Source organism: Amycolatopsis acidicola, from assembly GCF_007713735.2.
GTDB lineage: Bacteria > Actinomycetota > Actinomycetes > Mycobacteriales > Pseudonocardiaceae > Amycolatopsis_E > Amycolatopsis_E acidicola.
This window is the reverse complement of sequence record NZ_VMNW02000021.1, coordinates 1-22,846: the sequence shown is the minus strand read 5'-3', so window position 1 is coordinate 22,846 and position 22,846 is coordinate 1. Positions and strand designations below refer to the sequence as shown.

The following is a 22,846-nucleotide window of genomic DNA, read 5'->3' as shown; positions in this document are numbered from 1 at the left end:
GTGCCGCCCACCGCGGGCTGAGAACCGGCCGCGGGTGGTGGCGACGCGGCGGGCGCCTGGATCGGCGCCGTGAGCGGGTTGCTCGCCTGTCCCGCGTTCGAACCGACGACCTGACCGAGCAGACCCTCCACTCCGGACACCGCGCCGGCCAGCGGGGTGCCCTTGAGCAGCTCCAGGTAGTACCGGTTGATCGCGCTGTTGGTCAGGTCGACGGTGACGAACAGATTGGTGTAGTCACCTTGGAAGAGGTTCCGGTAGGTCTTCAGCGGGAACGGCCCGTGGCCAGGATCCCGGTCGACCCGACGAGGGCGTCGCCCGAGTCCGCCAGGGACTTGAGCACCGGCTCGAGGTTGCGCAGGTTCGTCACGAGCGCGCCCTGGGTCTCGTCGATGATCTGGCCGGCCGCGTCGGAGAAGCCGTTGAGATCGGTCATCGCCTGGATGAGCGGTCCTCGTTCCTGGTTGAGCGCGTCGAGCGCCGGTTCCAGGTCGGTCAACGTCTTTTCGATGACCTGTTTCTGGTCGGCCGCTTGTTTGCCGAGCCGGTTCAGGCCGTCCAGCGCGGCCGTGATCTGGCCCTTCTGCCGGTCAAGGCCCGCCGCGAAGGAGTCGAGCTGATCAAGGGTGTCCCGGGTCTGCTGCTCGCGGCCACCGAGGGCCTTGTTCAGCTCACCGGTGATCGTCTGGACCTTCTCCAGGCCGCCGCCGTTCAACAGCAACGACGCGGAGGCCAGCACGTCTTCGGTGTCCGGATAGCTGCTGGTGTGGTCGAGCCCGATGACCGAGCCCTCTTTCAGCTTTCCGGCAGGCTGTTCGGTCGCCGGTGGCGCCAGTTCGATGTGCTTGGAACCGAGCAGGCTCGTCTGCGCGACCTTCGCGGTGGCGTTGGCGGGGAGGTCCACGTCGTGGTTGAGCCGGATCGTCGCGATCGCATGCCAGTTCTGGAGGCTGATCTTCGACACCGAACCGACGTTGACGTTGTCCACCATCACCTGTGTGTTCGGCTCCATGCCGCTCATCGTGGTGAACTCCGCCCGCACCGAGTACGAGCCGTCGTCGTTGCCCTGTGTCCCGGGCATCGGCAACGAGTTCAGGCCGTCCTGGTAGTCACAGCCGGTGAGCAGCACCAGGGCCGCGGCCAGGCCGGTGGCCAGCAAGGTCCGCCGCATCAGTGGCCTCCCGCCGGATTCAGCAGCTGCCGCAGGGTTTCCGACAACGGCTGATCTCCCAGCAGCTCGTGCGCGGAACTCAAATCGCCTTGGTGCGCTTCCTGCTGACCGACCGGCGGCGCGACCGGGGCTCCCTGCCTCGTGAGGGCGTCGACCGACACAGGCGGATAGTTCATCTGCAGCAGGTTCAGCAGCGGCCCCAGCGTGTCGGAGCACAACTTGCCCGCCTCCGCGGGAGTCGTCGCCGTCGCGGCTCCGATACCCGAACAAACGAACTGAGCCGGGTTCTGGAGGTTGGTCAGCGCCGCGGTTCCGGTGTAGGAACCGCCGAGCGGGTCGTAGACGTTGTAGAAGTTCGTGATCGCGGTCGGCGCGACGTGCAACGCCTCCTCCAATGCCGGCCGCTGCTGCGACAGATTCCGCACCACATCGGTGAGGGTCGACGTGGCGTCCTTGAGCTGACCCCGGTTGTCCTGAAGGAACTTGGTGACATCACCGGCCGCGACATCGAGGCTCGACAACGCATCCGCCAGCTGCCGGCGGTTGTCGTCCAAGGTGCCGGCCACGGTGTCGAGCCGGTCGGTGAACTGCACGATCTGCTGGTCACTCGCCGACAGCGCGCTCACGAAGACATCGAGGTTGCGGAGGGTGCCGAACAGATCGGTGCGGCCGTCGGACAAGGTCTGGATCGCCCGGCTCACCTGATCGATCGTGTCGTGAAAGGACTGTCCCTGTCCTTGGTAGGACGCGGCGGTATCCAGCAACCGGCCCAGCGCGCCGGTCTGGTTCGCCCCGTCCGGCCCGAGCGCGGTGGTGAGCTTGTCGAGCTCGGACTTGATGTCGTCGAACTCGACCGGGACCTCGGTCCTGCTCAGGGGAATGCTCGCGCCATCAGCGAGTTCCGGCCCGCCGTTGTATCCCGGCGCGAGCTGGATGTAGCGCGAGGTCACGAGCGCGGGCGCGATGATCACCGCATGGGCGTCGGCCGGCACGGGCCGGGACGCGTCGTAGTGGAACGACACCTTCACCCGGTCGCCCTGCGGCTCGATCGCGTCGATCGACCCGATCTTCACGCCGAGCATGCGGACATCGCTTCCGGTGTAAAGGCTCTTGGTGGCAGGGAAATACGCGACGACATGGTTCTGCACGCCACCGAGCACGACGATCCCGCCCGCTGCCAGCAAGGTGAGGACCACCAGCGCCACTCCCAGCCGGAAAAGCCGCAGGGAACGCAGTTTCGACACGACACCGGCCGCGGTCACTTGGAGCCTCCTGGTGCCTGGTTCCGCGCGCCGAGAACGTTCGGCAGCGGGATGAGGTTGCCTGGGATCAGGTTCTGGATGTACGCGGAGAAGAACGGCCCGCTGGCCACCGATTCGCCGAGCGAACTCGCGAACGGGCCGATGCGCTGCAGCGCGACCGCGATATTGCCGTCGTTGCGGCGCAACACATCCAGCACCGAGTTGAGGCGCTGCAAGGTCGGCTGCAGCTGAGCTTCGTTGTCGTGCACCAACCCCGACAGCTGGGTCGCGACCGACTGCACGTTGACGAGAAGCTGCTGGATCGCGGTCCGGCGCTGTGCCAGCTCCCCGAGCAGGTCGTTGCCGTCCACCACCAGCCGGGTGAGCTGCTGGTTGCGATCGGCCAGGATCCCGGTCACGCCCTCGGCGTTGCCCAGCAGACTCTGGATCGAACCGTCGCGCGACGAAATCGTCTGCGAGAGCCTGGTCAGGCCGTCCAGGGCGGCTCGCAGCTGCGGTGGCGCGTCCTTGAACGCCTCGGAGATCGCATCGAACGACCGCGCCAGCTGCGCGGTGTCGATCTGCCCGGTGGTGCTGGTCAGCCGGCCCAGCTGGTGGGTGATGTTGTACGGGGTGCTGGTCCGGGCCAGCGGGATCACGCCGTCCGAGTCGAGCTCCCCTGTTCCCGCGGAGGTCACTTGCAGGAACTTGCGGCCCAGCACCGTTTCCGTCTTGATCGCGGCGGAGGTCTGGGAACCGAGGTGCACACCGCTTTCGGTGACATCGAAGGAAACCACGACCTGATTCCCGTCGAGGTCGATGCCGCGGATCTTGCCGACCGAGGCGCCGGCCAGCCGGACCTTGTCGCCGGTCTGCAGACCGGCCGCGTCGGCGAATGCCGCACGGTACGTCGTCGCACCGGTCAGGAACGGGAACTGGGTCAGGTTGAACAGCACGATCAGGCCCACGACGATCACGGCGACGCCGGCGAGCCCGATCCGGGCCTGGTTCATCTCACGGAAATTCTTCATTTCGGGAACTCGCAGCGTTGAGTGGCACTGTTGGGGCCGATCCAGGGCGTGTAGAGCGGATTCCCGTCGGGGCCGGAAAGCTTCACACGGATACTGCAGATGTAGAAGTTGAAGAAGCTGCCATAGGAGCCGTCCCGCGCGACCCGCTGGTAGAACCCCGGAAGAGCGCGAAGGTTCTGGTCGAGCTCGTCCTTGTTCTTGTCGACGGCCCCCAGCGTCCGGTTGAACTCGTCGACCGTGCCCTGCAGGTCGGGGCGTGCCTGATCGAGCAGCTGGGCGAAGGATCCGGCCAGGGAACCGATCTTGCCGAAAGCGGCGCCCAGCGTCGCGCGGTCCGCCGAGAGCCCGCTGACCAGCTGCTGGAGTGTGACCAGAGTGGTGGAGAACTGGTCTCCGTGCTGGTTCACCGTCGTGAGCACCGTGTTCAGGTTCGTGATGACGTCGCCGATCACCTGGTCACGGTCGGCCAGCGCGCTGGTCAGCGAACCCACGTGCGCCAGGAGATCCTGCACCGTGCCGCCCTCGCCCTGCAGGACGCCGATCAGCTCGCCGGAGAGCTGGTTGATCTGATCCGGTTGCAGGCCTTGGAAAAGCGGCTCGAACCCGCCCAGCAGCGAATCGAGGTCGAGTGCCGGCGAGGTCTGGCTGGCGGGAATGGTCGCGCCCGGAGCCACGCGGGTGTCGGCGCCGGGGCCGCTGGACAGTTCCAGGTACCTGTCCCCCAGCAGGTTCTTGTACCGGACCGCGAGCCGCACGCCCTGGGTGAGCGCGATGTCCCGGTCCGCGGTGAACTCCACGACCGGTTTCCCGTCCTCGAGCGAGATGTCCTTGACGCTGCCGACGGTGACTCCGGCGATCTGGACGTCGTCCCCGGACTTCAACTCGCTGACGTCGGTGAAGGCCGCGTGGTAGGTGTTCTCCGAGGAGAACCGGGTACCGGAGAGCTGAGCGGCGAGCAACACCATGACCGCGGCACAGAACAGCGTGAAGGTTCCGACCTTGACCAGATCACCGCGCACGCTGATCGCCGACTTGCGTGCCATCATCGCGAACCCCCCGCCGTTCCGCCGCCGCCGAGCAGCAGCTGCACCGGCGAACGGCCGACCGCCAGCTTGTTGTCGTCAGCGTTGCCGGGGTTGTCGATCCCGACGCCAGGGACCTTGATCAACGGCGCCGGAGCGTTGTCGAGATAGGGAAGGCCATGGCAGTCGGGGCCGGAATGCGCCGCCACTTGCGGCAGGTTGGCCGGGTTCTGGTAGGGCTCCTTGCCCGGCAGGACGTTCGTGACCGTACTGGCACCCGGCCGCGCGCCGCCCACCGAAGGCTCGAGCAGTGTGCGCGCGTAGTCCTCGCCTTGCAGGAAACACGTGAGCTCGGGCGAGTACTTCGCCAGGAGGCTCGACGTCGGCTCGAGCAGGTCGAGCGTCTGCACCAGATTCGCGCCGTTTTCGGTGAACAGCTGGTCTCCGGAGATGCCCAGTGAGCTGAGCTCCTTCAGGAACCCGTCGAGCGCTCCCTGCTTGTCGACGACCGTGGCCCCGATCTTCGTCGCGTTGTCGAGAACGTGGAAGAAATCCGGCGCGACGTCCGCGTAGAGATTGGTGACCTGTGCGGTCTTGCCGAGGTCCGCCTGCACCGCAGGCAACTCGGGGTTCAGCTTTCGCAGGTACGAGTCCACATTGGCCAGGAAATCGCCGAGCTGCTCGCCCCGGCCCTGCAGCGTCGTCGCCAACGCGTTGAGAGTTGTGTTCACCTGGCTGGGATGCACGGTGTTCAGTACCGCCATGAGATTGCTGAAGACCGTGTTGACCTCGGTGCCGATGTGGTCAGCCCGCAACACGGCGCCGGGACGCAAAACACCTTTGCCCCCTGAAGGAGGTGTCACGAGGCTGACGTACTTGTTTCCGAAGGCGGTCGCCGGGCTGATCTCCGCGGTGGCGTTCGCCGGGAGCCTGCCGACCTGGCCGGGGTCGAGGTGCAGGGTCAGCCGTGCGGTGTCACCGGCGAGCTGGACGTCCGAGACCTCGCCGATCACGACTCCGTGGAACTTGACGTCGTTCTTGGGCGACATCAGGAGCCCGGCGCGGTCCGCCACCAGCGTGACCGTCGCGGTACTCGTGAAGGCCTGGTTGAACATGGCCACGACGAGAGCCGCGATGAGCGCGAAAACACCCAGCATCCCAACGCCGTACACCCTCGTCTTCATTGTCGCGTTCACCGCGGTCACCCCGAAATCCGCAGCGTGTCGTGGCCGCCGTACACCGCGAGCGCGACGGCGAGGTTGACCGTGGTGACTCCGATGAGAGAGGTGCGCACGGCCTTTCCGACGGCCTCCCCGACACCCGCGGGGCCACCGGAGGCCCGGTATCCGTGATAGGTGTGCACCAGGATCACGACGACCGCCATCGCCAGGGCCTGGATGAACGAGTAGAGGATGTCGACCGGTTTCAAGAACGTGTAGAAGTAGTGGTCGTACGCTCCGGTCGAAACGTCGTAGAAGAGCACTGTCACGGCCTTGTACCCGAGGTAGCTGAGGATGATCGCCAGCGAGTACAGCGGGATGATCGCGATGAACCCGGCGATCAGCCGCGTCGTCACCAGGTACGGCAGCGACGGCACACCCATCACTTCCAGCGCGTCGATCTCTTCGTTGATCCGCATGGCGCCGAGCTGCGCCGTGATGCCGGTGCCGACCGTCGCCGCCAGTCCGGCGCCCGCGATGATCGGCGCGGCGAGTCGCGTGTTGACATAGGCCGACGCGAATCCGGACAGTGCGGTGAGATCCACCTGATGCAGGCCCTGGTATGCCTGCACCCCGGCGTTGGTTCCCGTGAAGAAGGTCAGGAAGCCGGTGATGGCGACCGAGCCACCGATGAGCGCGAGCGCGCCACTGCCCATGCCGACTTCCGCGAGCAGCCGCACCTGCTCCTTCTTGTAGCGGAACAACGCCCGGTAGACCCAGGCGACGGCACGAACGTAGAACGCGCCCTGCTCACCGAGGCTGTCCAGCACCCGGATCGGCGCGCCCGCGGCGTGCTTCATCCGCACTGCCACGGAATCCTTTTCGGTCTCCATCATCTTCCCTTTCGCCCTAGTTCCCGACCAGGCCGAGGCTGTACGGCAACGCGGTGAGGAACAGGTTCGCGAAGAACAACAACATGAACGAGTAGACGACCGTTTCGTTAACGGCATTTCCCACGGCTTTCGGCCCGCCCTTGACCTGGAGCCCGCGGTAGCAGGCGACCAGGCCAGAAAGCATGCCGAACACGATCGCCTTGAACTCGCTATGCAGGAGCTCGGGGATCCCCACCAGGAGGTTGAGATTCGAGACGAACAACCCCGGCGTGGCGCCCTGCAGGCAGACGGAAAACAGGAACCCGCCGCTCAGTCCGATCAGGATGATCAGAGCGTTCAGCAGTGACGCCATGAACACCGACGCGAGCACCCGCGGGGCGACGAGCCGGTGCAGGGCGTTGATCCCCAGCACCTCCATCGCATCGATCTCCTCGCGGATCGTCCGCGCCCCGAGATCGGCACAGATCGCGGTCCCGCCTGCTCCGGCGACGATCAAGGTGGTGACGACCGGTCCGATCTGGGTCACGGTGGCGAAGGCCGAACCCGAGCCGCTGAGGTCGATCGCGCCGACCTCGCGCAGTACGTTGTTGAACTGGAAGGTCACCAGGCAGGTCAGCGGGATACCGACGAAGATCGCAGGCCCGATCGAGACCCGCGCGATGAACCAGGACTGCTGGATGAACTCACGCCACTGCCAAGGCCGCTTGAACATCACGCGTAACGTGTCGAGCCCCATCGCGAAGAACCCGCCCAGCGGGGCGCTGAGCCGCTGCAGCAAGCCCTTCTTCTGCCGGCTCGCCAGGTGGTCGTCCAGTTCGATGCGCGTGCGCGGGTCCACTTCGGACACATTGGCCGCCATCGCGATCAGCCTCGCCATTCGGAAAGCGGCAGGGTTCCCGTGACGCGGTTGCCGTCGCGGCCATGCCTGCCCGCCGGCGCGCCCACGCCGTAGAAAGCCCGGTCCGCTTCCGACATCGACTCGATGATCCCTCGCTGCGCCGTCTGGGGAAGCGTGTGCAGAATCCGCATCACCCGGTCCATCCGGCGCCGGACGCCGGCCCGCTCCGGCAAGCCCGGTGTCGGCTGCAGTTGCGGCACGATTCCCCGAACGTCCTCAGTGGACCCGTCGTGATGGCCGGCATCGGCGTGCGCCTGTTCCTCGGCGATCTGCGCCTGGTCCTTTTCCTCGGACATCCCGATCGGACCCAGCCGCCGCCCGTTGAGGAACTGTTCGACCACGGGCTCCTCACTGCTGAGCAGCACCTCGCGCGGACCGAACATGACCAGTTCCTTGCGGAACAGCATGCCGATGTTGTCCGGCACGGTACGGGCCACGTTGATGTTGTGCGTGACGATGAGGATCGTCGCGTCGATCTGCGCGTTCAGATCGATCAGCAGCTGCGACAGATACGCCGTGCGGACCGGATCGAGCCCGGAATCCGGTTCATCGCACAGGATGATCTGCGGATCGAGCACGAGCGCGCGGGCAAGGCCCGCCCGCTTGCGCATACCGCCGGAGATCTCGCCGGGAAGCTTCTTCTCCGCCCCGGCCAGACCCGTCATCTCCAGCTTCTCCAGCACGATGCGCCGGATCTCGGTCTCCGACTTCTTCGTGTGCTCACGGAGCGGGAACGCGACGTTGTCGTACAGGTTCATGGACCCGAACAGCGCGCCGTCCTGGAACAGCACGCCGAACAGCTTCCGCGTCTCGTACAGCTGGTGTTCGCCGCAGGTGACCACGTCGGTTCCGTCGACGAGGCACCGGCCACGCTCGGGCCTCAGCAGCCCGATCACCGACTTCAGGAACACCGACTTGCCGGTGCCGGACGGTCCCAGCAGGACGCTCACTTCCCCGGGCGGGAGGGTCAGCGTGACGTCCCGCCAGATGTTCTGCCGCCCGAAGGACTTCGTCAGTCCCTCCACGACCACTTCGACACCCACGCTCAGTCTCCTAGAATCGGCTGTCCGTCGGGCCGGCGCTTCAGTGGGTCACCCTGCCCGGCAACGAGATCTCCTGATCGCATCATCATCACGACGGTCCACTCCGGACCGTCCCATTAATGATCCGAGGAGTCTCAAATACTAGCCACCCATGTCACCCGAGTCAAAGAACGGGCCATCCGCGCGACCGGAGCGAAGCTATCGGAACACCCGGTCCACCACCAGGCTCTCCCGTCAACTCTGTCCTTATGGGTCATTTTCCGGACTTCCCCCGTCACAAGCCCGCGAGGAACTCGTTGGGGACACTCGGGCCATTTTATGAAATAACCTGTCCCGCAATTAACGCGCGCGGCGGGTGCCGGCCCAACGAGATTCGGGAGTGATCGGGGATGTCTTCAGCGTTGCGTGGTCCGGGAGCGGCCGGCGGGGCCTCCGCCGGCCGCGCGCCCATCGAGGTCCGTTGTCCTGCCGACGGCCGGATCGTCGGCACCGTCCCGGACATGTCCGCGGGCCAGGTGCGCGCTATCGCGGCCGGGCTGCGCGACGCCCAGCCCGAATGGGAGGCCCTCGGTTTCGCCGGACGCCGCCGATGGCTGGCCGCGTTCCGGGACTGGCTGCTGGACAACGAAAAACGCCTGCACGAACTGGTGCGGGACGAGACGGGGAAGGCCTGGGGTGACCTCGCCATGGGCGAGGTCACGCCGTCGGTCGACGTGCTCAACTACTACCTCAAGAACGGCGAGCGGTTCCTCGCTCCCTGGCACCCGCGACCCCACAGCCCGGCGATGCTGACCAAGCGGCTGACCGTCACCTACGACCCGCACCGGCTGGTCGGCGTGATCACCCCGTGGAACGCGCAGCTGGCCATGCAGATGCTCGACGTCCCGGCGGCGCTGATGGCCGGCTGCGCCGTACTGACCAAGGCTTCCGAGGAGACTCCGCTGGCCTGGAACGAAGCCGTCCGCGGCTGGAGTGAGGACCTTGGCGCGCCGCCGGTCCTGGACGTGGTCACCGGCCGGGGCGAGACCGGGGCCGCCATCGTCGACGCCGTGGACATGATCCAGTTCACCGGCTCTGTCGAAACCGGGCGCCGCATCGGTGTCCGGGCCGCGGAACGGCTCATCCCGTACAGCCTGGAACTCGGCGGCAAGGACCCCATGGTGGTGCTCGCCGACGCGGACCTGGACAGGGCGGTCTCTGCCGCTGTCTGGGGCGGGCTGTACAACGCCGGGCAGATCTGCGTTTCGGTCGAACGCGTCTACGTCGAAGCCCCGGTGTACGACGAGTTCGTCGCCCGGGTCGCCGAAAAAGTGCGGTCCCTGCGGGTCGGCATGGACGCGCCGGATGAGTACGGCACCGATATCGGCGCCATCGCCACGGCGAATCAGCTCGACATCATCGAAAGCCATGTCCGGGACGCGGTTTCGAAAGGCGCGAAGGTACTCGTCGGCGGCGGCCGGAAGGAGCCGGGGCAGTTCTTCGAACCGACGGTGCTCGTCGATGTCGACCACACCATGGACTGCATGCGCGCGGAAACGTTCGGCCCGACCTTGCCGATCATGAAGGTCGCCGACGCCGACGAGGCGGTCCGCCTCGCGAACGACTCCGATTTCGGGCTCGCGGCCAGCGTTTTCGGCGGCGACCGGGTGCGCGCCCGCCACGTCGCCCGGCTGATCGACTCCGGCTCGGTGAACATCAACAACGCGATGACCAACGTCTTCCAGCTCCCGGTGCCGATGGGCGGGCGCCGCGGCTCCGGTCTCGGCAGCCCGCGACTCGGCGGCGCGGAGGGCATCCGCAAATACACCCACCCGAAGCCTGTGATCGAGGAAAGGTTCCGCCTGAAGTCGGAACTGTACTGGTATCCCACCACGGCGAAGAACAGCAAGCTGATGAGCCGCGCCACGCGCTTCCTCGGCGCGAAGGACTGGAAACGCCGCCTCGGCAGGTGAGTCCGGTCGTGGGGCGGCCGCGCGGAGGCCGCCCCACGATCAGGACGGCCTTCGCCCTCCGGTGAGTCCCGACGTGGTCAGTTCGGTGAGCTGCGTGATGATCACGTCGACCGGCGGCGGCTCCCGGCCGGGGAACAGCCAGTCCCCGTGCACCGTGACCCCCAGGGCCATCCCCACGATCAGCCGCGGCGCGACCGCGGGATCGAGGGTGAACCCGCGGTCACGTGCCTCCACCTCGAAGACCTTCTCCAGCGCGTCGAGCAAGGGCCCCAGCGTGTGCGCGAGTTCGGGGAAAAGCTCCCGTTCCGGATCCTCGAAGAAAAGCGCCGCCAGCATCGAAATCAACAGCCGGCGGTCCTGCTCGCCGAACTGGAACATCCGCTCGTAGAACTGGTGCACCTCGGTCCGCAGGTCGAGCACCCCGTGCTGCCGGCCACCCCAGTCGTCGATGAACCCCTGGATGATGCGCTCGACCGGCTCGATCGCGGCTTCCCGGAACAACGCCGCCTTGGTCGGGAAATGCCGGAAGATGGTCCGTTCGGCCACATTCGCGCTGGCCGCGACGTCCAGCGTCGTCGCGCCCCGGTACCCACGTTCGGAGAACAATTCGCGCGCCGCGGCCACGATCCGCGCTCTGGTGGCGGGCTTACCGGCGCTCCGGCCGTCGGTACGGGAATTCAGCGGCGCCACGGCCGTCTTTTCCTCGGGTTCTCGTGCAACCACCGTGCCACCATAACCTTTGTCCCATTCCGGCCCGGCCATGCCGCGGCGTGGTGGCTCTCTCTTCATCACACCCCGCTGACGCGATGAGGAAACTCGTCGCCCCACTCCGCGATCATCCGCGCGCGAAGCGCCCGGACGGCGCGGTGCTGGAGCTGCCGGACGGTGGCCTCCGTCTTCTGCATCCGGTGCGCGGTCTCACGGACGCTCAGTTCGAGGCCGAACCGCAGCTCCAGACAGGTCCGCTGAGGGCCGGTGAGCTCGGCGAAACCCTGCCACATCAGCTCAGCCAGGTAGTGGTAGACCGCGATCCGCTCCGGGTCCGCCTCCGCGCTCCACTGTTCCGGGACCTCGTCCACCATGCTGCGCCGCCGCACATACGACGACTTGAGATGATCTCGCGCCATGTTCCGCACAATTGTCATGACCCAGGCCCGCAGGTCGACCCCCTGATAACGGACGTGATGAATGCTCGCCAGCGCGCGGGCGAAGGTCTCACTGACGAGATCCTCCGCCACAGCCCTGTTCTTCACGATCGACAAGGCGTACTGCATCACGTCGTCCCGGTACCGGGAGTAGATCTCGCCGAACGCCTCGAGTTCTCCATCCCGGCATTTGCCCACGAGCGCCCAAGCGCCGGTAAGACGGTAATCGGGCGTGGCCGGGCCGGCGCCCGGCCTCCCGGGCCGGCGGGTGACCACAGGGTTCGACGAAGTGCGCATTGCCATCACAGCTCACCGTTCGGAGTGCGCGACACCGGTCGCGAGTGAATGAAGGAAACAGGATTCGCCGGAAGCACGGATCCGCATTCCGGGAACAAACAAACGGAGGAAAGAACCGCCTGCGGCCCATCCGCGTGCGGCCGCGGCGCCGGACTCCGGCGTCAGCCGGAAAAACCCATCGGATCCCGAGGGAGCGGACGAGGTCTTCTCTTCCGATCCGGGCGCGCGGTCGGGGAACTCGGCCGGGGAACCGGCTCTACCTGTAGAGACAAGGTCTTCAACTCCAGGTGGTGCTCGCAGTCGTCATTGACAAGCGAGGCGCACCGCCCGCCGCCCGGGCGAGTGGGCACCGCCACGACAGGGGCGTCCCTGATCGCTCGCCGTAGTGTAATGTCAGTGGTCACTGTCGTCAACGCTCGTTCACGCTCGTCGGTCGGCGATGTCGGCTCATCAGGAGCCAGGATGGCCTGCTCTCTCAGAAAAGCGGGATCGACGGCCATCACGAACATCGTGAGCGTTCGTTGACTGTCACAGATAGGTGCCCGCCCGGCGCGCACCAGGAAGTGCCGACCCGCCAGGCCGTCCGGCCGAAAGACGCAGGGGATGCCGATGACCACGCAAGTAACACCGCCGAACCAAGAGATCTCGGTGCTCGACCCCGACACCTACATGAACGGGGACCCGGAGACCTTCGGCCTGCCACTCGACCAGTTCGACTACCTGAGGAAACATGACCCGGTCCATCTGCAGCGCTTCGACGATCCGTTCTACATCGACGAATGCTGGGTCCTGAGCCGGTACCACGATCTCTGGGAAGCCGACCGCGACCCAGGGTTGTTCGCCTCCGACCGCGGTGGTCTGAACATCTGGCGCGTCACCCCGATCGACCCCCACGCCGGCGGCCTGCCCGCCTGGAGCACGATGGACGGCGGCACGCACAAACGGAATCGCGGTGTCGTCTCGAAGACCTTCAACCCCGGTTCGGTGCGGAAGCTGCGCGAGAAATTCGCCGGCTACGCGAAGGACGTCGTCGACAAGGCACTCGACAAGCGGGTGTTCAACGCGGTCGACGACCTCGGTTACCGGATGCCGATGGAGGCCTTGGGCGACATCCTCGGGTTGCCCGCGGAGGACCGCGAGACGGTCTTCGGCTGGGTCGACAAGTTCGCCGCTCCGGTCGATCCGCGCATCACCCCGTCCACCGATGCCGCGATGGAAGCGATCATGAGTTTGTGGGCCTACAGCCACGATCTCGCGGAACGCAGGCTGGCCGAGCCCGGCGACGACGTCGTTTCGTTGATGGTCCAGGCCATGGCAGCGGGCGAAATGGACCAGGAAGAGCTGCTGGGCAACATCACCCAGCTCGCCAGCGGGGCCGCCGAAACGACCCGGGCGGCGCTGAGTCACGGACTGCACCAGATGCTGCTGCACCCGGATCAGATGCAGTGGGCCCGTGACCGCAAGGACGACCTGCCCGCGACCGCGATCGACGAGATCGTCCGCATCGCGGTGCCCTTCTCGCATTTCGTGCGCCGCGCCACCCGGGACGTCGAAATGCACGGCAAGACCATCCGCGAAGGAGACTTCGTGTGCTTGCTGTTCGCCTCCGGCAACTTCGATCCGGACGGTATCCCGGACCCGCGAAAGTTCGATCTCTCGCGCAGCCCGAACATGCACCTCAGCTTCGCCCGTGGCCCGCACACCTGCCTCGGCAAGCACGTCGCCGGGCTCGAAATGAAGCTGCTCTACGAAGAACTCTTCAGGCGCACCAAGGAGATCCGGCTCGCCGGCGACGTCAAATACGTCCGCGACGCGTTCACGCGCGGCATCTACGAACTCCCGGTCGAGCTCGTCCCGGCCTGATCCCGCCCGACCACCGGGACACGGAGAGGAACAAAGATGAAGGTTGTGCTCGACAAGGGTTTGTGCGCCGCGCACGGCGATTGCGTGGTGGCCGCACCCGAGGTGTTCGACATCGGCGATGACGACGACACGGCGGTCGTGCTCGACGAAAATCCCGGCGAGGACCAGCGTCCCGCGGTCGAAATGGCGGTCCGCGTCTGCCCGGTGAGCGCGCTCAGGATCGGGGACTGAACGGTGGAACGTCTCGTCGTCGTCGGCGGGGGCCTCGCCGGCCACCGGGCTCTTCAGTCCGCACGCAAGCTCGGCTTCACCGGCGAACTCGTCCTCATCGGCGCGGAACGCCACAAACCCTATGATCGCCCTCCCCTGTCCAAACAGCTGCTCGGTGCGGCCGGCGATCCGGACCGTTACTTCTACGACTGCGCGGACCTGGCGGACGTGGACTGGCAGCTGGGCAGCCCCGCCGTGGCGCTCGACACCGGCGCGCAGACCATCGCCGTCGAGGACGGCCGCTCCCTGAGCTATGACAAGCTCGTCCTCGCCACCGGCAGGCGCGCGCGCAGGTGGCCGGGCGAGGTTCCCGGCAGCGGCGTGTTCACCATCCGGGACCTCGACGATTCGCTCGCCCTGCGAGCGAGCGTGAACCCCGGCAGCCGGGTCGTCATCCTCGGCGCGGGGTTCATCGGCATGGAGGTCGCGGCCACGCTGACCCAGCGGGGCGTCCGGTCGGTATCGGTACTGGACGTGGCGCCGCATCCGATGCCGGTACTCGGCCCGGATGCCGCCGACCGCGCGCTGCGGATCCACCGGCGGCACGGCGTGGACATCAGGTGCGGCGTGACCGTCTCGGCCATCGAAGGCTCGGCACGAGCGGAGACGGTGCTGCTGGCGGACGGTACCCGGCTGCCGGCCGACATCGTCGTCGTCGCGATCGGGTCGGAGCCCAATACCGGGTGGCTCGCGGATTCCGGTCTCGAACTGTGGCGTGGCAACGTGCGCTGCGACGAATACTGTCGCGTCGCCGGTGTGCAGAACGTCGTCGCGGCAGGCGATGTCGCGGCCTGGACGCACCCCTGGCTCGACACCGTAGTGTCCATCGAGCACTGGGCCATCGCCAGGGACATGGCCGAGATCGCGGTGGAGAACATCCTGACCGGCGGAGCACCGCGTCCGATGGCGACCATCCCGACGTTCTGGTCGGACCAGTATTCGGTCAAGATCAAGTCAGCCGGGTTCCTCGCCCAGGCCACGTCGTTCCACGTCGTGGAGGAGAGCGACGACAAGCTCGCGTTGACTGTCGAAGCGTTCCGGGACGACCAGCTGGTCGGGGCGATCGTGTTCAACCGGAACAAGACGATCATCGGCTATCAGCGCCGGCTCGCCGGGCAGTTCGCCGGCAGCCGGTGACCCCCGCACTGTCCAGAAAGGAACGAACCGCCATGCCGCTTTTCGCTTCGAGCGAGGAACTCTACGCCATCCAAGGTCCTTTTCTCGAGAATCTGACCGTCCATCCGGTACTCGGCCCGAAGCTCGCCACGGCGGGCACGTCGTTCAGCCTGCTCTACTCGGAGCCGGACGCGATCTTCGGTATGGACTGCACACAGGACCCGCCCGTGTTCTCCGCCGGGGACGACGCCGCCGGCCGCGAGTTCAAGGTACGGATCCAGATGCGTGCCGACGACGGGCACAGGTTCTGGCTGGGCAAGCTCAAGGCTCCGGTCGCGCTGGCGACGCGGAAGCTGAAGGTCTCCGGCGCGATGACCGAGTTGATGGGGTTGCTGCCGATTCTCGGTCCGGTGTATGGAAACTACCGCGAGCACCTGATCGGCAGCGGGCACGAGTCGCTCGTGTGACCTCCGGAACCGCACGAATGGCCGGTCCCCCGGGAACACTTCGGTTCCCGGGGGACCGGCCACACGACACTTCACCGCACGACGAAGCCGGCGTCGACGGGAAGCGTCACCCCGGTCACGAACTTCGCCTCGTCTCCGGCCAGCCAGACCACCGCCTTGCTGATGTCCCCGGCCTCGACGAACTGCACCGGCAGCAGGTTCTGCGCCATGTCGGCCGCCGAAGGGTTCTCCTGGAAGAACTTCATCATGAAATCGTTGAGGACCATCGGCGTGGCCACACCCGTCGGATGGACGGTGTTCACCCGGATGCCGTGCTTGGCGTAGGCGTGCGCGGCGGAGCGCATCAGGCCCACGACCGCGTGCTTCGAGGAAGCGTAGGCGTAGGACGCCGCCGAACCGTCGCCACCGCGGCCCGTGAGGCCCTGGGTGGAGCTCGTCAGGATTATCGAGCCTCCCTTGCCTCCTTCGATGATCGCGGGCGCGGACGCGGCGATCGTGTGCCAGACACCGAACATGTTGACCTCGACGATGTCGCGGTAGACCGCTTCGTCGAACTGCTCCACTTTCCCGCTGCCGATGACACCGGCGTTGGCGACGACGATGTCGAGACCACCCAGTTCGTCGCGGCCTTCCCCGACAGCATCGCGGACGGCGGCGAGATCGCGGACATCGGCCTGCTTGACGACCGCCCGGCGGCCGAGCTCACGGACGAGCCTGCCGGTTTCTTCGAGATCGTCCTTCGACGCGAGCGGATAGGGAATGGTGTCGATGTCCGCGCCGAGATCGATCGCGATGACGTCGGCACCGGCCCTGGCGAGTTCGACCGCGTGACTGCGCCCCTGCCCGCGGCCCGCCCCGGTCACGAACGCCACTTTTCCTTCGAGGGAACCCATTACCGTCACCTTTCGTCTGGATGCACAGCAGGCTGTGAACGATCGTTCTCGCGCAGGCTAGCATTCGGCCAAGATTTCTTCCGCCCTCGTGGAGGTGAGATATCGCAACGATCAATCACGATCGTGGTGACGACCGCACCGGCAACTCCGCCCGCAAGGTGAACGATCGTAGACCGGAGATAGTTCTCGACAGTACGATGTGGACCGCCATGAACCCAAACTTTCCGACAGCACTGAGGAGACTCTTCGCATGCCCGAGGAAACCGCGCAGGCGATGCGCCGCAACAGAACCGCGAAGACACTCGCGGGCGTCATGGTCCGCGTCACCCGGGTGGCCACGCTGACTTTCGCCGCACTGCTGGCATGTTACGTACTGCTCACGGTCACCGGCGCGAATTCCGACAACAGCATCGCCGCATTCGTCGGCTCCTGCGCCCGTCCGCTCGCGCTGGGCTTCCGCACATTGTTCACGACCGATTCGAGCCAGGTGGACACACTGGCCAACTACGGCGTGGCCGCATTGTTCTGGCTGGCGGCCGGCATGCTCGTCACCCGCTCCATCCGCAAACTCTTCGCGCTCTGATGTTCCGGGTTCCCTTGCACAAGAACACGAAGACGACCGTCAACGAGCGTGACGGAAAATCGTGACGGGACGGTAGCCGTCTTTTTCCTTTCCCCGGGAAGCCGGTTTCACCGAAACAGCCGTTGACTGCCCCTTTATATAAGATACGCTTAGTCGCAATAATCAGGCACTCTCCCCGCGATGCAGGGATTCTCGATGATGCCGGTAGCCGTCGAGGAGGACGAGCTCTCATGAACGACGAAACCGCGGACCCGGCACGGGCACAGGTGCGGGACCTGGCCGGCGAACGATCTCTTTGCTCGGTGTTCCAGCGAACCGCCAGGCGAGTGGCGGATCGCGTCGCGCTGCGCCGCCACGATACCGACGACGAGCTGACTTGGGCGGACTATGACGAGAGGGTGCGGGCGATCGCAGAGGGGCTGCACTCGCTCGGCCTGCGCGCCGGGGACACGCTGGCGATCCAGCTGACGAGCCGGCCGGAGTTCCACCTTGTCGACACCGCGGCCCTCCACCTGGGTGCCACCACCGTCTCCGTGTACAACACCCTGCCGGTCGAAGAAATCGAGTACGTCCTGCGTGATTCGGCCGCGTCGATCGTCGTCACCGAAACCACGTTCCTGGAGAACGTGGACGAGGCGAGGCAGCGGGCCGGCATCAGCACTCTTGTCGTGGTCGACCCGGCTGCCGGCACGGCGGCGCTGTCACTGGCCGACGTCGCCGCGATGACGAGCCCGGGCTTCGATTTCGAATCGGCCTGGCGATCCGTCACCCCGGACACGATCGCCACTCTCGTCTATACCTCCGGTACCACCGGAAAACCCAAGGGCGTCGAACTCAGCCACCGATCACTGCTGGGCAACCAGCAGGCGCTCAACTCCGCGATCGGCATCGTCGACGGCGCCACCGGGATCTCCTATCTCCCCATGGCCCATGTCGCCGAGCGACATCTCTCGCACTACCGGGCGTTCGTCGGCGGGATGAGCATCACGTGCTGCTCGGACATCCGCGCGATCCCCGAGGTGCTTCGGGAGCTGCACCCCGGGTACTTCTTCAGCCCTCCCCGGTTGTGGGAGAAGTTCCGGGCCGCGATCCTGTCCAGGGCCACGCCCGAGACGGAGCCCAGCCTGCAGCGGATGATCAGCCTGGGCGCCGCGCTGGAACAGGCGCGGCGGGGCGGCGGGGACCTGGATCCGCGGCAGGCACAGGAACTCGAGGACCTCCAAGCGAGGGTGGGCAAGCCGATCCTCGCCGGCCTGGGGCTCGACCGGATCGAAGTCGCCCTCATCGGGTCCGCGCCGGTGAGCCCCGAACTCGGCGCGTTCTACCTCGCGCTCGGGCTGCCCTTGATCGAGGCGTACGGCATCACCGAATGCGGCGCCTTCGCCTCCTTCGGCCGTCCGGACGACTTTCGGGTGGGCACCGTGGGCAAGCCGGTCGACGGCTCCGAGATCGAACTCGCCGAAGACGGGGAGATTCTGGTCCGCAGCGCTTACCTCATGAGCGGCTACCGGAACCGGCCCGAACTCACGGCGGACGCGATCGACTCCGAGGGATGGCTGCACACCGGGGACATCGGTTCCTGGGACGCCGACGGATACCTCTCCATCATCGACCGCAAAAAAGAGCTGATCATCAACGCCGCCGGGAAGAACATGTCGCCGGCGAACATCGAGGCCAAGCTGCGGGAGAGCAGTCCGCTGATCGGTCCCGTCGTCGCGGTCGGCGACGGGCGGCCCTACATCGTCGCGTTGATCGTGCCCGACCCCGAGGCTCTGGCGCAGTACGCGAAGGCCAACGGATTCGGCGAGCTGTCGACGGCGCAGCTCGCCGAGCATCCCGACGTGCGCCGGCACATCGCCGACGCCGTGCGCGCGGCCAACTCCAAACTCGCGCGCGTCGAGCAGATCAAACGCTTCCGCCTGCTGCCCGTCGAGTGGAGCCCGGGCTCCGACGAGCTGTCTCCGACGATGAAGGTCCGCCGCAAGCCGATCCATACGAAGTACGCCGCCGAGATCGCCGAACTCTACGAGCAGGAACGTTACGCGGTCGACCCGGCGCGGCCCGGTGACCGGACCGAAGCCGCGGTGCACTGAGCCACGGGCCGCGAGAAAGGAAAAACATGATCACCGAATACGACGATTTCTTCTGCCATCAGACGATCGAGCCGATCGCCCACGTGTCGCAGAACGAGCGCAGCTGGGGCGAGCGCACCTACATCACGATCAGCGACCCGGAACGGTTCGCGATCGACGTCGGGATGTCGATGTACCCCAACAGCGACGCGATGGAGGCCTACGCGATCGCGACGGTGCCTGGGAAACAGTGGTCTTTCCGTGCCTCGCGCGATCTGTCGGCAGGCCGGTATCCCCTGTGGGCCGGACCGTCGCACATGGAGATCGTCACCCCTATGAAGCACTGGAAGATGCGTGCGGACCCCAACGAGAGCGGCATCTCCTACGACCTGGAGTTCGTCTCCCGCGGCGCGCCCTACATGATCCGGCAGCCGGAGGTACGGAAGAACGCCCGGCTGATCCACAGCGACATCTACGTGTTCCAGCCAGGCAGGGTCAACGGCACCTTGACCCTTGACGACAAGACGTTCGAACTGGATGGCGTGGGCGCGCACCGCGACCGGACCTGGGGCCTGCGCGCGGCGGGCGAGGGCGTGCTCCCACACGGGGTACTCGCCTGGGTGGCCGGGGACTTCAAGGACTACTCACTCGTGATCCATATCCGGGACCGCGGCGACGGCGTCCCGCAGGTCCGTGACGGCGCGATCTTCTCCGAAAACGGCGACATCTCTCCGCTGGTCGAGTTCGACCACGACCTCGAGTTCGACCACGACAGCCGGCAGTTCCTCAAGGGAACGCTGCGGGTCACCGACTTCGACGGCAGGACCTACGACCTGGAGATCGAGCCGAAGTTCCGGATGTACCTCTCCGGAGCCGGTTACGTGACCGAGCCGAGCAGGCGCCGGGGCCGCCAGGGCAACTCGTTCTGGCAGGAGCGCTGGGATCTGACCGACCCCGAGCAGGTGGCCAAGGTCGAGGGCCTGAACGACAACATCTCGGTGATCCGCTGCAACGGCGAAGAAGGCACCGGCGTGATCGAGACGTCGCTGGGCGTGCACCACCGGTACCAGGTCGCACCGGCGAACATCGTCTGATCCGGCACAGCACTCAGAAGTCCGCTCGCGGGGGAGGAGCCCTGTTCATGTCAGTGACGACAACCGGTCGCGCGATGGGCGCGATACGCCCATGACAGCCCGCACCGACCGCACCGGCACGGCTGGGCTCTCCTCAGCGGGCGATCCCGCCGACGGCAAGCAGACCTCGCGCTGGCTGCGCGGGCATGTGCCCGGCGAGCCCGGGATCTGGTTGTTCATCTTCGGCGATATGTGTGTGTTCGCCGTCTTCTTCGCCGTTTTCCTCCGGGCCAGAATGCAAGAGCCCGCGTTGTTCGCCCAGTCTCGCCCGGAACTCTCCATCGCGCTGGGCACGGTGAACACCGTTGTCCTGCTGACGAGTTCGCTGTGCGTCGCGCTCGGAGTCCGCGCCTACCGCCGGTCCGAACGCACGACCGCTGTCCGCCTGTTCACCGGCGCGATGGGCTGCGGTGCCGGATTCCTGGTCATCAAACTGGTGGAATACGCAACCAAGCTGGCGGCCGGGATCACTCCCGCCACGAACACGTTTTTCCTCTACTACTTCATCTTCACCGCGATCCACGCCGTACACGTGGTACTCGGCCTTGGCGGGCTCACCGTGCTTCGCGCGTTCGCCGGGAAGCACACCCGCGGCGTGCACGACCTTCGCGTCGTCGAAATCGGCGCGACGTTCTGGCACATGGTGGATCTGCTGTGGATCGTCCTGTTCCCTCTCTTCTACTTGGCGTCGTGAAACCATGATCTCGCTTCTGCGCGACCGGCTCGTCGTGGTGTGGGCACTCCTCGTACTGGCCACGGTCCTCTCCTTCGTCCTGGCGCACCGGCACGGATCACTCACCGACGCCGGCGTCGTCATCGCATTGGCCATCGCCTTCGTGAAAGTCCGTTATGTCGGGCGCGAGTTCATGGAACTCGACCGCGCGCCGCTCCTGCTGCGACTCGTTTTCGACCTCTGGTGCGCCGGAGCCGGCGCCATGGTGATCACGATGTTCCTGCTGGGAAGCCGCTGAACCGCCCGTCTGCTCTTGTTCAGCCAGGAAGGATCGGAAAGTTGTCAGAGCGCAGTCAAACCTTCGTCGTCTGGTGGGCCTTGGCCATGACCGCCACTTATGGTCTGGTACTCGGCTTCCTGTTCCACATGATTCCGCCACCGAGCCCGTCCCTCGGCGCGCAGGCGGTCGCCGACTTCTACCGGACGCACTCGACGGAGATCCGGATCGGCGCCACCATCTGTGGCTGGGTCTCCGCGTTCATGCTGCCACTCTCGACGGTCATCGCGACACAGATGCGCAGGGAGGAGAAAGGCCGCATCTGGTCCAACCTCACGCTCGTCGGTGGCGCGCTGATGTCACTTTTCCTCGTTCTCCCGACGATCTTCTGGGGCGTGGCCGCGTTCACGCCGACGCGTCCGCCCGAAATCACGTTGCTCATGCACGAACTCGGCATGCTCACCCTGGTCACGACCGACCAGTTCTACGTCTTCATGTGGGTGGCCGTCGCCGTGATCTGCTTCAAGACGAGCAACGTCCGGCATTCCGCTTTCCCCCGCTGGTTCGGCTACCTCACCGCGTGGATCGCGATCATGTTCGAGGCGGGAGCCATCTCCTTCATCCCCCGTGCCGGCGCGTTCGCCTGGGACGGTCTCTTCGTTTTCTGGTTCCCCCTCACGCTTTTCGGCGTGTGGATCGCCGCACAGGCTTTCCTGCTGCTGCGTGCTTTGAAGGGGCAGCGCCTGGAGTCCGCGCAGGCCCCCGTCAGCGTCGCGAGCACCGGTCCTGCCGGTCTTTCGCCCGTGGCCGGGCAGGCCTGAAGGAGGCGCCCTGGTAACTATCGGGGCGCCTTCGCTGATCCACAACAACGAGCTTTGCCGGGTGTTCGCCCCTGACATCGAGCGGCGTGTCCACGCTCGCCGGGACCACCATGTCGACTCGGATGTTCGCCGATGAACCCGGGCACGTCCCCGGCACGTGGACGGGGGACGTGCCCGGCCTGTCCCAGAATGCCGATCATCCCTCCGACGTCCGTGTCGGCCGTGGCCTCGCTAGGCACAACGTCGGCGACGCGGCGAGCCGGCGTGTTGGTCGGCAGCACGGCGCCGGGCGCCGCATCGGCGAGTTCGCCCTGAAGTGCGATCCCATCCGCCACTTCGGGATTGTGACCGAGGTTCCCCTGCTGCGCCCGGATCCGGCCGGGCGCGGCGTGCAACGTGGTCACGTCGGGTCGGTCAGGTGGGCACTCGCCCCGGTGGCGGCGAAGACCCCGGCGATGGAAGGGCCCCTCAGCCCGCCACCGACGACATCGACCGTCAGGCTCGTGACCTCGCCAGGCCGAGCGGGTGTGCCCAGGCACATGCCTGGCGCCGGATCTGTGTGGTGCAGAGGGATCGCGCGGGGCCGGGTGATGCCATTGACTGGGCCTGTTCCGCGCCAGCGCCGGACAACGAGAACAACGATGCTGCATCCCAACCTCGTCGTGACGGGTCGCGCCCACGGCAAGTCGGTCTTCGTGGACGAATGTGCGCTGACCCCGGTTCGGACGCCGGACCTGGCCGGCCTGGATCTCTTCCTGGCCTGGGGCACCCCCGGCGGCACGATCACCAACCGCTGGGAAAAACCCCGCCCCGGCCCCGGCCCCGGCC

Annotated in this window: 23 protein-coding genes; 12 read left to right on the top strand and 11 right to left on the bottom strand. The window is 66.4% G+C overall.

Annotated elements, in window-relative coordinates; genetic code table 11:
• Positions 1-262: 262 nt before the first annotated feature.
• Genes FPZ12_RS16750 through FPZ12_RS16715 form a run of 8 tightly spaced genes read right to left on the bottom strand, consistent with a single transcriptional unit; the run spans position 263 to position 8,456 of the window.
• Entirely contained in the window at positions 263-1,168 is a 906-nt protein-coding gene (locus FPZ12_RS16750; RefSeq protein ID WP_144754722.1) for an MCE family protein, read from the bottom strand.
• Positions 1,168-2,430: an MCE family protein gene (locus FPZ12_RS16745; protein WP_166462785.1), complete on the bottom strand. Its 1,263-nt coding sequence runs from the start codon at positions 2,428-2,430 to the stop codon at positions 1,168-1,170. Before FPZ12_RS16745 ends, FPZ12_RS16750 begins: the two co-directional genes overlap by 1 nt.
• Positions 2,427-3,440 (bottom strand): MCE family protein, encoded by a 1,014-nt coding sequence (locus FPZ12_RS16740; protein ID WP_144754728.1) that lies wholly within the window; start codon positions 3,438-3,440, stop codon positions 2,427-2,429. Before FPZ12_RS16740 ends, FPZ12_RS16745 begins: the two co-directional genes overlap by 4 nt.
• Positions 3,437-4,486, bottom strand: coding sequence for an MCE family protein (locus tag FPZ12_RS16735; protein WP_150980361.1), 1,050 nt, complete (start codon positions 4,484-4,486; stop codon positions 3,437-3,439). The genes FPZ12_RS16740 and FPZ12_RS16735 overlap by 4 nt, the downstream gene beginning before the upstream one ends.
• Complete coding sequence (locus tag FPZ12_RS16730; protein WP_144760372.1) at positions 4,483-5,658, bottom strand: MCE family protein; 1,176 nt, start codon at positions 5,656-5,658, stop codon at positions 4,483-4,485. Before FPZ12_RS16730 ends, FPZ12_RS16735 begins: the two co-directional genes overlap by 4 nt.
• A 5-nt stretch (positions 5,659-5,663) precedes the next feature.
• Complete coding sequence (locus tag FPZ12_RS16725) at positions 5,664-6,518, bottom strand: MlaE family ABC transporter permease (RefSeq protein ID WP_424923610.1); 855 nt, start codon at positions 6,516-6,518, stop codon at positions 5,664-5,666.
• 13 nt (positions 6,519-6,531) lie between these two features.
• Positions 6,532-7,392, bottom strand: a complete 861-nt coding sequence (locus FPZ12_RS16720) for an MlaE family ABC transporter permease (RefSeq protein WP_243769879.1) — start codon at positions 7,390-7,392, stop codon at positions 6,532-6,534.
• Positions 7,380-8,456 carry an ABC transporter ATP-binding protein gene (locus FPZ12_RS16715; RefSeq protein WP_144760375.1) on the bottom strand — a complete coding sequence of 359 codons (1,077 nt, stop codon included), beginning with the start codon at positions 8,454-8,456 and terminating at the stop codon, positions 7,380-7,382. The genes FPZ12_RS16720 and FPZ12_RS16715 overlap by 13 nt, the downstream gene beginning before the upstream one ends.
• Before the next feature lie 389 nt (positions 8,457-8,845).
• Between FPZ12_RS16715 and FPZ12_RS16710 the strand changes: the two genes are divergently transcribed.
• Complete coding sequence (locus FPZ12_RS16710) at positions 8,846-10,408, top strand: aldehyde dehydrogenase family protein (RefSeq protein WP_144760378.1); 1,563 nt, start codon at positions 8,846-8,848, stop codon at positions 10,406-10,408.
• 39 nt (positions 10,409-10,447) lie between these two features.
• Here the strand turns inward: FPZ12_RS16710 and FPZ12_RS16705 are convergent, their stop codons facing one another.
• Together FPZ12_RS16705 and FPZ12_RS16700 are read right to left on the bottom strand one after the other, a co-directional pair.
• Positions 10,448-11,131, bottom strand: coding sequence for a TetR/AcrR family transcriptional regulator (locus tag FPZ12_RS16705; protein ID WP_166462784.1), 684 nt, complete (start codon positions 11,129-11,131; stop codon positions 10,448-10,450).
• 65 nt (positions 11,132-11,196) lie between these two features.
• Positions 11,197-11,856, bottom strand: a complete 660-nt coding sequence (locus FPZ12_RS16700) for an RNA polymerase sigma factor (RefSeq protein WP_144760385.1) — start codon at positions 11,854-11,856, stop codon at positions 11,197-11,199.
• Between the two features lie 603 nt (positions 11,857-12,459).
• Here FPZ12_RS16700 and FPZ12_RS16695 point away from each other — a divergent pair.
• The 4 genes from FPZ12_RS16695 to FPZ12_RS16680 are packed head-to-tail and all read left to right on the top strand — an operon-like array spanning position 12,460 to position 15,566.
• Positions 12,460-13,713: a cytochrome P450 gene (locus FPZ12_RS16695; RefSeq protein ID WP_144760388.1), complete on the top strand. Its 1,254-nt coding sequence runs from the start codon at positions 12,460-12,462 to the stop codon at positions 13,711-13,713.
• 36 nt (positions 13,714-13,749) lie between these two features.
• Positions 13,750-13,944 carry a ferredoxin gene (locus FPZ12_RS16690; protein ID WP_144760391.1) on the top strand — a complete coding sequence of 65 codons (195 nt, stop codon included), beginning with the start codon at positions 13,750-13,752 and terminating at the stop codon, positions 13,942-13,944.
• A gap of 3 nt (positions 13,945-13,947) precedes the next feature.
• Positions 13,948-15,120: an NAD(P)/FAD-dependent oxidoreductase gene (locus tag FPZ12_RS16685; RefSeq protein ID WP_144760394.1), complete on the top strand. Its 1,173-nt coding sequence runs from the start codon at positions 13,948-13,950 to the stop codon at positions 15,118-15,120.
• Positions 15,121-15,152: 32 nt separating this feature from the next.
• Positions 15,153-15,566 carry a hypothetical protein gene (locus FPZ12_RS16680; RefSeq protein ID WP_144760397.1) on the top strand — a complete coding sequence of 138 codons (414 nt, stop codon included), beginning with the start codon at positions 15,153-15,155 and terminating at the stop codon, positions 15,564-15,566.
• 71 nt (positions 15,567-15,637) lie between these two features.
• On the opposite strand, the gene FPZ12_RS16675 is transcribed toward FPZ12_RS16680, so the two are convergent.
• Positions 15,638-16,459 carry a mycofactocin-coupled SDR family oxidoreductase gene (locus FPZ12_RS16675; RefSeq protein WP_150980359.1) on the bottom strand — a complete coding sequence of 274 codons (822 nt, stop codon included), beginning with the start codon at positions 16,457-16,459 and terminating at the stop codon, positions 15,638-15,640.
• 250 nt (positions 16,460-16,709) lie between these two features.
• Here FPZ12_RS16675 and FPZ12_RS16670 point away from each other — a divergent pair, with 250 nt between their 5' ends.
• The 7 genes from FPZ12_RS16670 to FPZ12_RS16640 all read left to right on the top strand — a co-directional run.
• Positions 16,710-17,042, top strand: coding sequence for a hypothetical protein (locus FPZ12_RS16670; protein ID WP_144762100.1), 333 nt, complete (start codon positions 16,710-16,712; stop codon positions 17,040-17,042).
• A gap of 230 nt (positions 17,043-17,272) precedes the next feature.
• Positions 17,273-19,135 carry an AMP-dependent synthetase/ligase gene (locus FPZ12_RS16665; protein ID WP_144762103.1) on the top strand — a complete coding sequence of 621 codons (1,863 nt, stop codon included), beginning with the start codon at positions 17,273-17,275 and terminating at the stop codon, positions 19,133-19,135.
• A 26-nt stretch (positions 19,136-19,161) separates the two neighbouring features.
• The gene (locus tag FPZ12_RS16660) at positions 19,162-20,208 is read left to right on the top strand and encodes an Rv3169 family protein (protein WP_144762106.1); all 1,047 of its coding nucleotides are present in this window, start codon (positions 19,162-19,164) and stop codon (positions 20,206-20,208) included.
• A 91-nt stretch (positions 20,209-20,299) separates the two neighbouring features.
• Entirely contained in the window at positions 20,300-20,941 is a 642-nt protein-coding gene (locus FPZ12_RS16655; RefSeq protein ID WP_144762109.1) for a cytochrome c oxidase subunit 3 family protein, read from the top strand.
• Positions 20,942-20,945: 4 nt separating this feature from the next.
• Positions 20,946-21,218 (top strand): cytochrome C oxidase subunit IV family protein, encoded by a 273-nt coding sequence (locus tag FPZ12_RS16650; protein ID WP_144762112.1) that lies wholly within the window; start codon positions 20,946-20,948, stop codon positions 21,216-21,218.
• Positions 21,219-21,259: 41 nt separating this feature from the next.
• Positions 21,260-22,018 (top strand): hypothetical protein, encoded by a 759-nt coding sequence (locus FPZ12_RS16645; protein ID WP_208025873.1) that lies wholly within the window; start codon positions 21,260-21,262, stop codon positions 22,016-22,018.
• 641 nt (positions 22,019-22,659) lie between these two features.
• Positions 22,660-22,846, top strand: a 187-nt coding sequence (locus tag FPZ12_RS16640; RefSeq protein ID WP_150980356.1) for a hypothetical protein, incomplete at its 3' end; no start/stop codon positions are given.

What these genes read in the sequence shown, in the direction of transcription:
- FPZ12_RS16700 (WP_144760385.1), bottom strand. Translation starts at nt 11,856, where the DNA reads ATGGCAATGCGCACTTCGTCGAACCCTGTGGTCACCCGCCGGCCCGGG.
- FPZ12_RS16660 (WP_144762106.1), top strand. Translation starts at nt 19,162, where the DNA reads ATGATCACCGAATACGACGATTTCTTCTGCCATCAGACGATCGAGCCG.
- FPZ12_RS16690 (WP_144760391.1), top strand. Translation starts at nt 13,750, where the DNA reads ATGAAGGTTGTGCTCGACAAGGGTTTGTGCGCCGCGCACGGCGATTGC.
- FPZ12_RS16725 (WP_424923610.1), bottom strand. Translation starts at nt 6,518, where the DNA reads ATGATGGAGACCGAAAAGGATTCCGTGGCAGTGCGGATGAAGCACGCC.
- FPZ12_RS16650 (WP_144762112.1), top strand. Translation starts at nt 20,946, where the DNA reads ATGATCTCGCTTCTGCGCGACCGGCTCGTCGTGGTGTGGGCACTCCTC.
- FPZ12_RS16695 (WP_144760388.1), top strand. Translation starts at nt 12,460, where the DNA reads ATGACCACGCAAGTAACACCGCCGAACCAAGAGATCTCGGTGCTCGAC.
- FPZ12_RS16735 (WP_150980361.1), bottom strand. Translation starts at nt 4,486, where the DNA reads ATGATGGCACGCAAGTCGGCGATCAGCGTGCGCGGTGATCTGGTCAAG.
- FPZ12_RS16675 (WP_150980359.1), bottom strand. Translation starts at nt 16,459, where the DNA reads ATGGGTTCCCTCGAAGGAAAAGTGGCGTTCGTGACCGGGGCGGGCCGC.
- FPZ12_RS16655 (WP_144762109.1), top strand. Translation starts at nt 20,300, where the DNA reads ATGACAGCCCGCACCGACCGCACCGGCACGGCTGGGCTCTCCTCAGCG.
- FPZ12_RS16710 (WP_144760378.1), top strand. Translation starts at nt 8,846, where the DNA reads ATGTCTTCAGCGTTGCGTGGTCCGGGAGCGGCCGGCGGGGCCTCCGCC.
- FPZ12_RS16750 (WP_144754722.1), bottom strand. Translation starts at nt 1,168, where the DNA reads ATGCGGCGGACCTTGCTGGCCACCGGCCTGGCCGCGGCCCTGGTGCTG.
- FPZ12_RS16665 (WP_144762103.1), top strand. Translation starts at nt 17,273, where the DNA reads ATGAACGACGAAACCGCGGACCCGGCACGGGCACAGGTGCGGGACCTG.
- FPZ12_RS16720 (WP_243769879.1), bottom strand. Translation starts at nt 7,392, where the DNA reads ATGGCGAGGCTGATCGCGATGGCGGCCAATGTGTCCGAAGTGGACCCG.
- FPZ12_RS16740 (WP_144754728.1), bottom strand. Translation starts at nt 3,440, where the DNA reads ATGAAGAATTTCCGTGAGATGAACCAGGCCCGGATCGGGCTCGCCGGC.
- FPZ12_RS16670 (WP_144762100.1), top strand. Translation starts at nt 16,710, where the DNA reads ATGCCCGAGGAAACCGCGCAGGCGATGCGCCGCAACAGAACCGCGAAG.
- FPZ12_RS16680 (WP_144760397.1), top strand. Translation starts at nt 15,153, where the DNA reads ATGCCGCTTTTCGCTTCGAGCGAGGAACTCTACGCCATCCAAGGTCCT.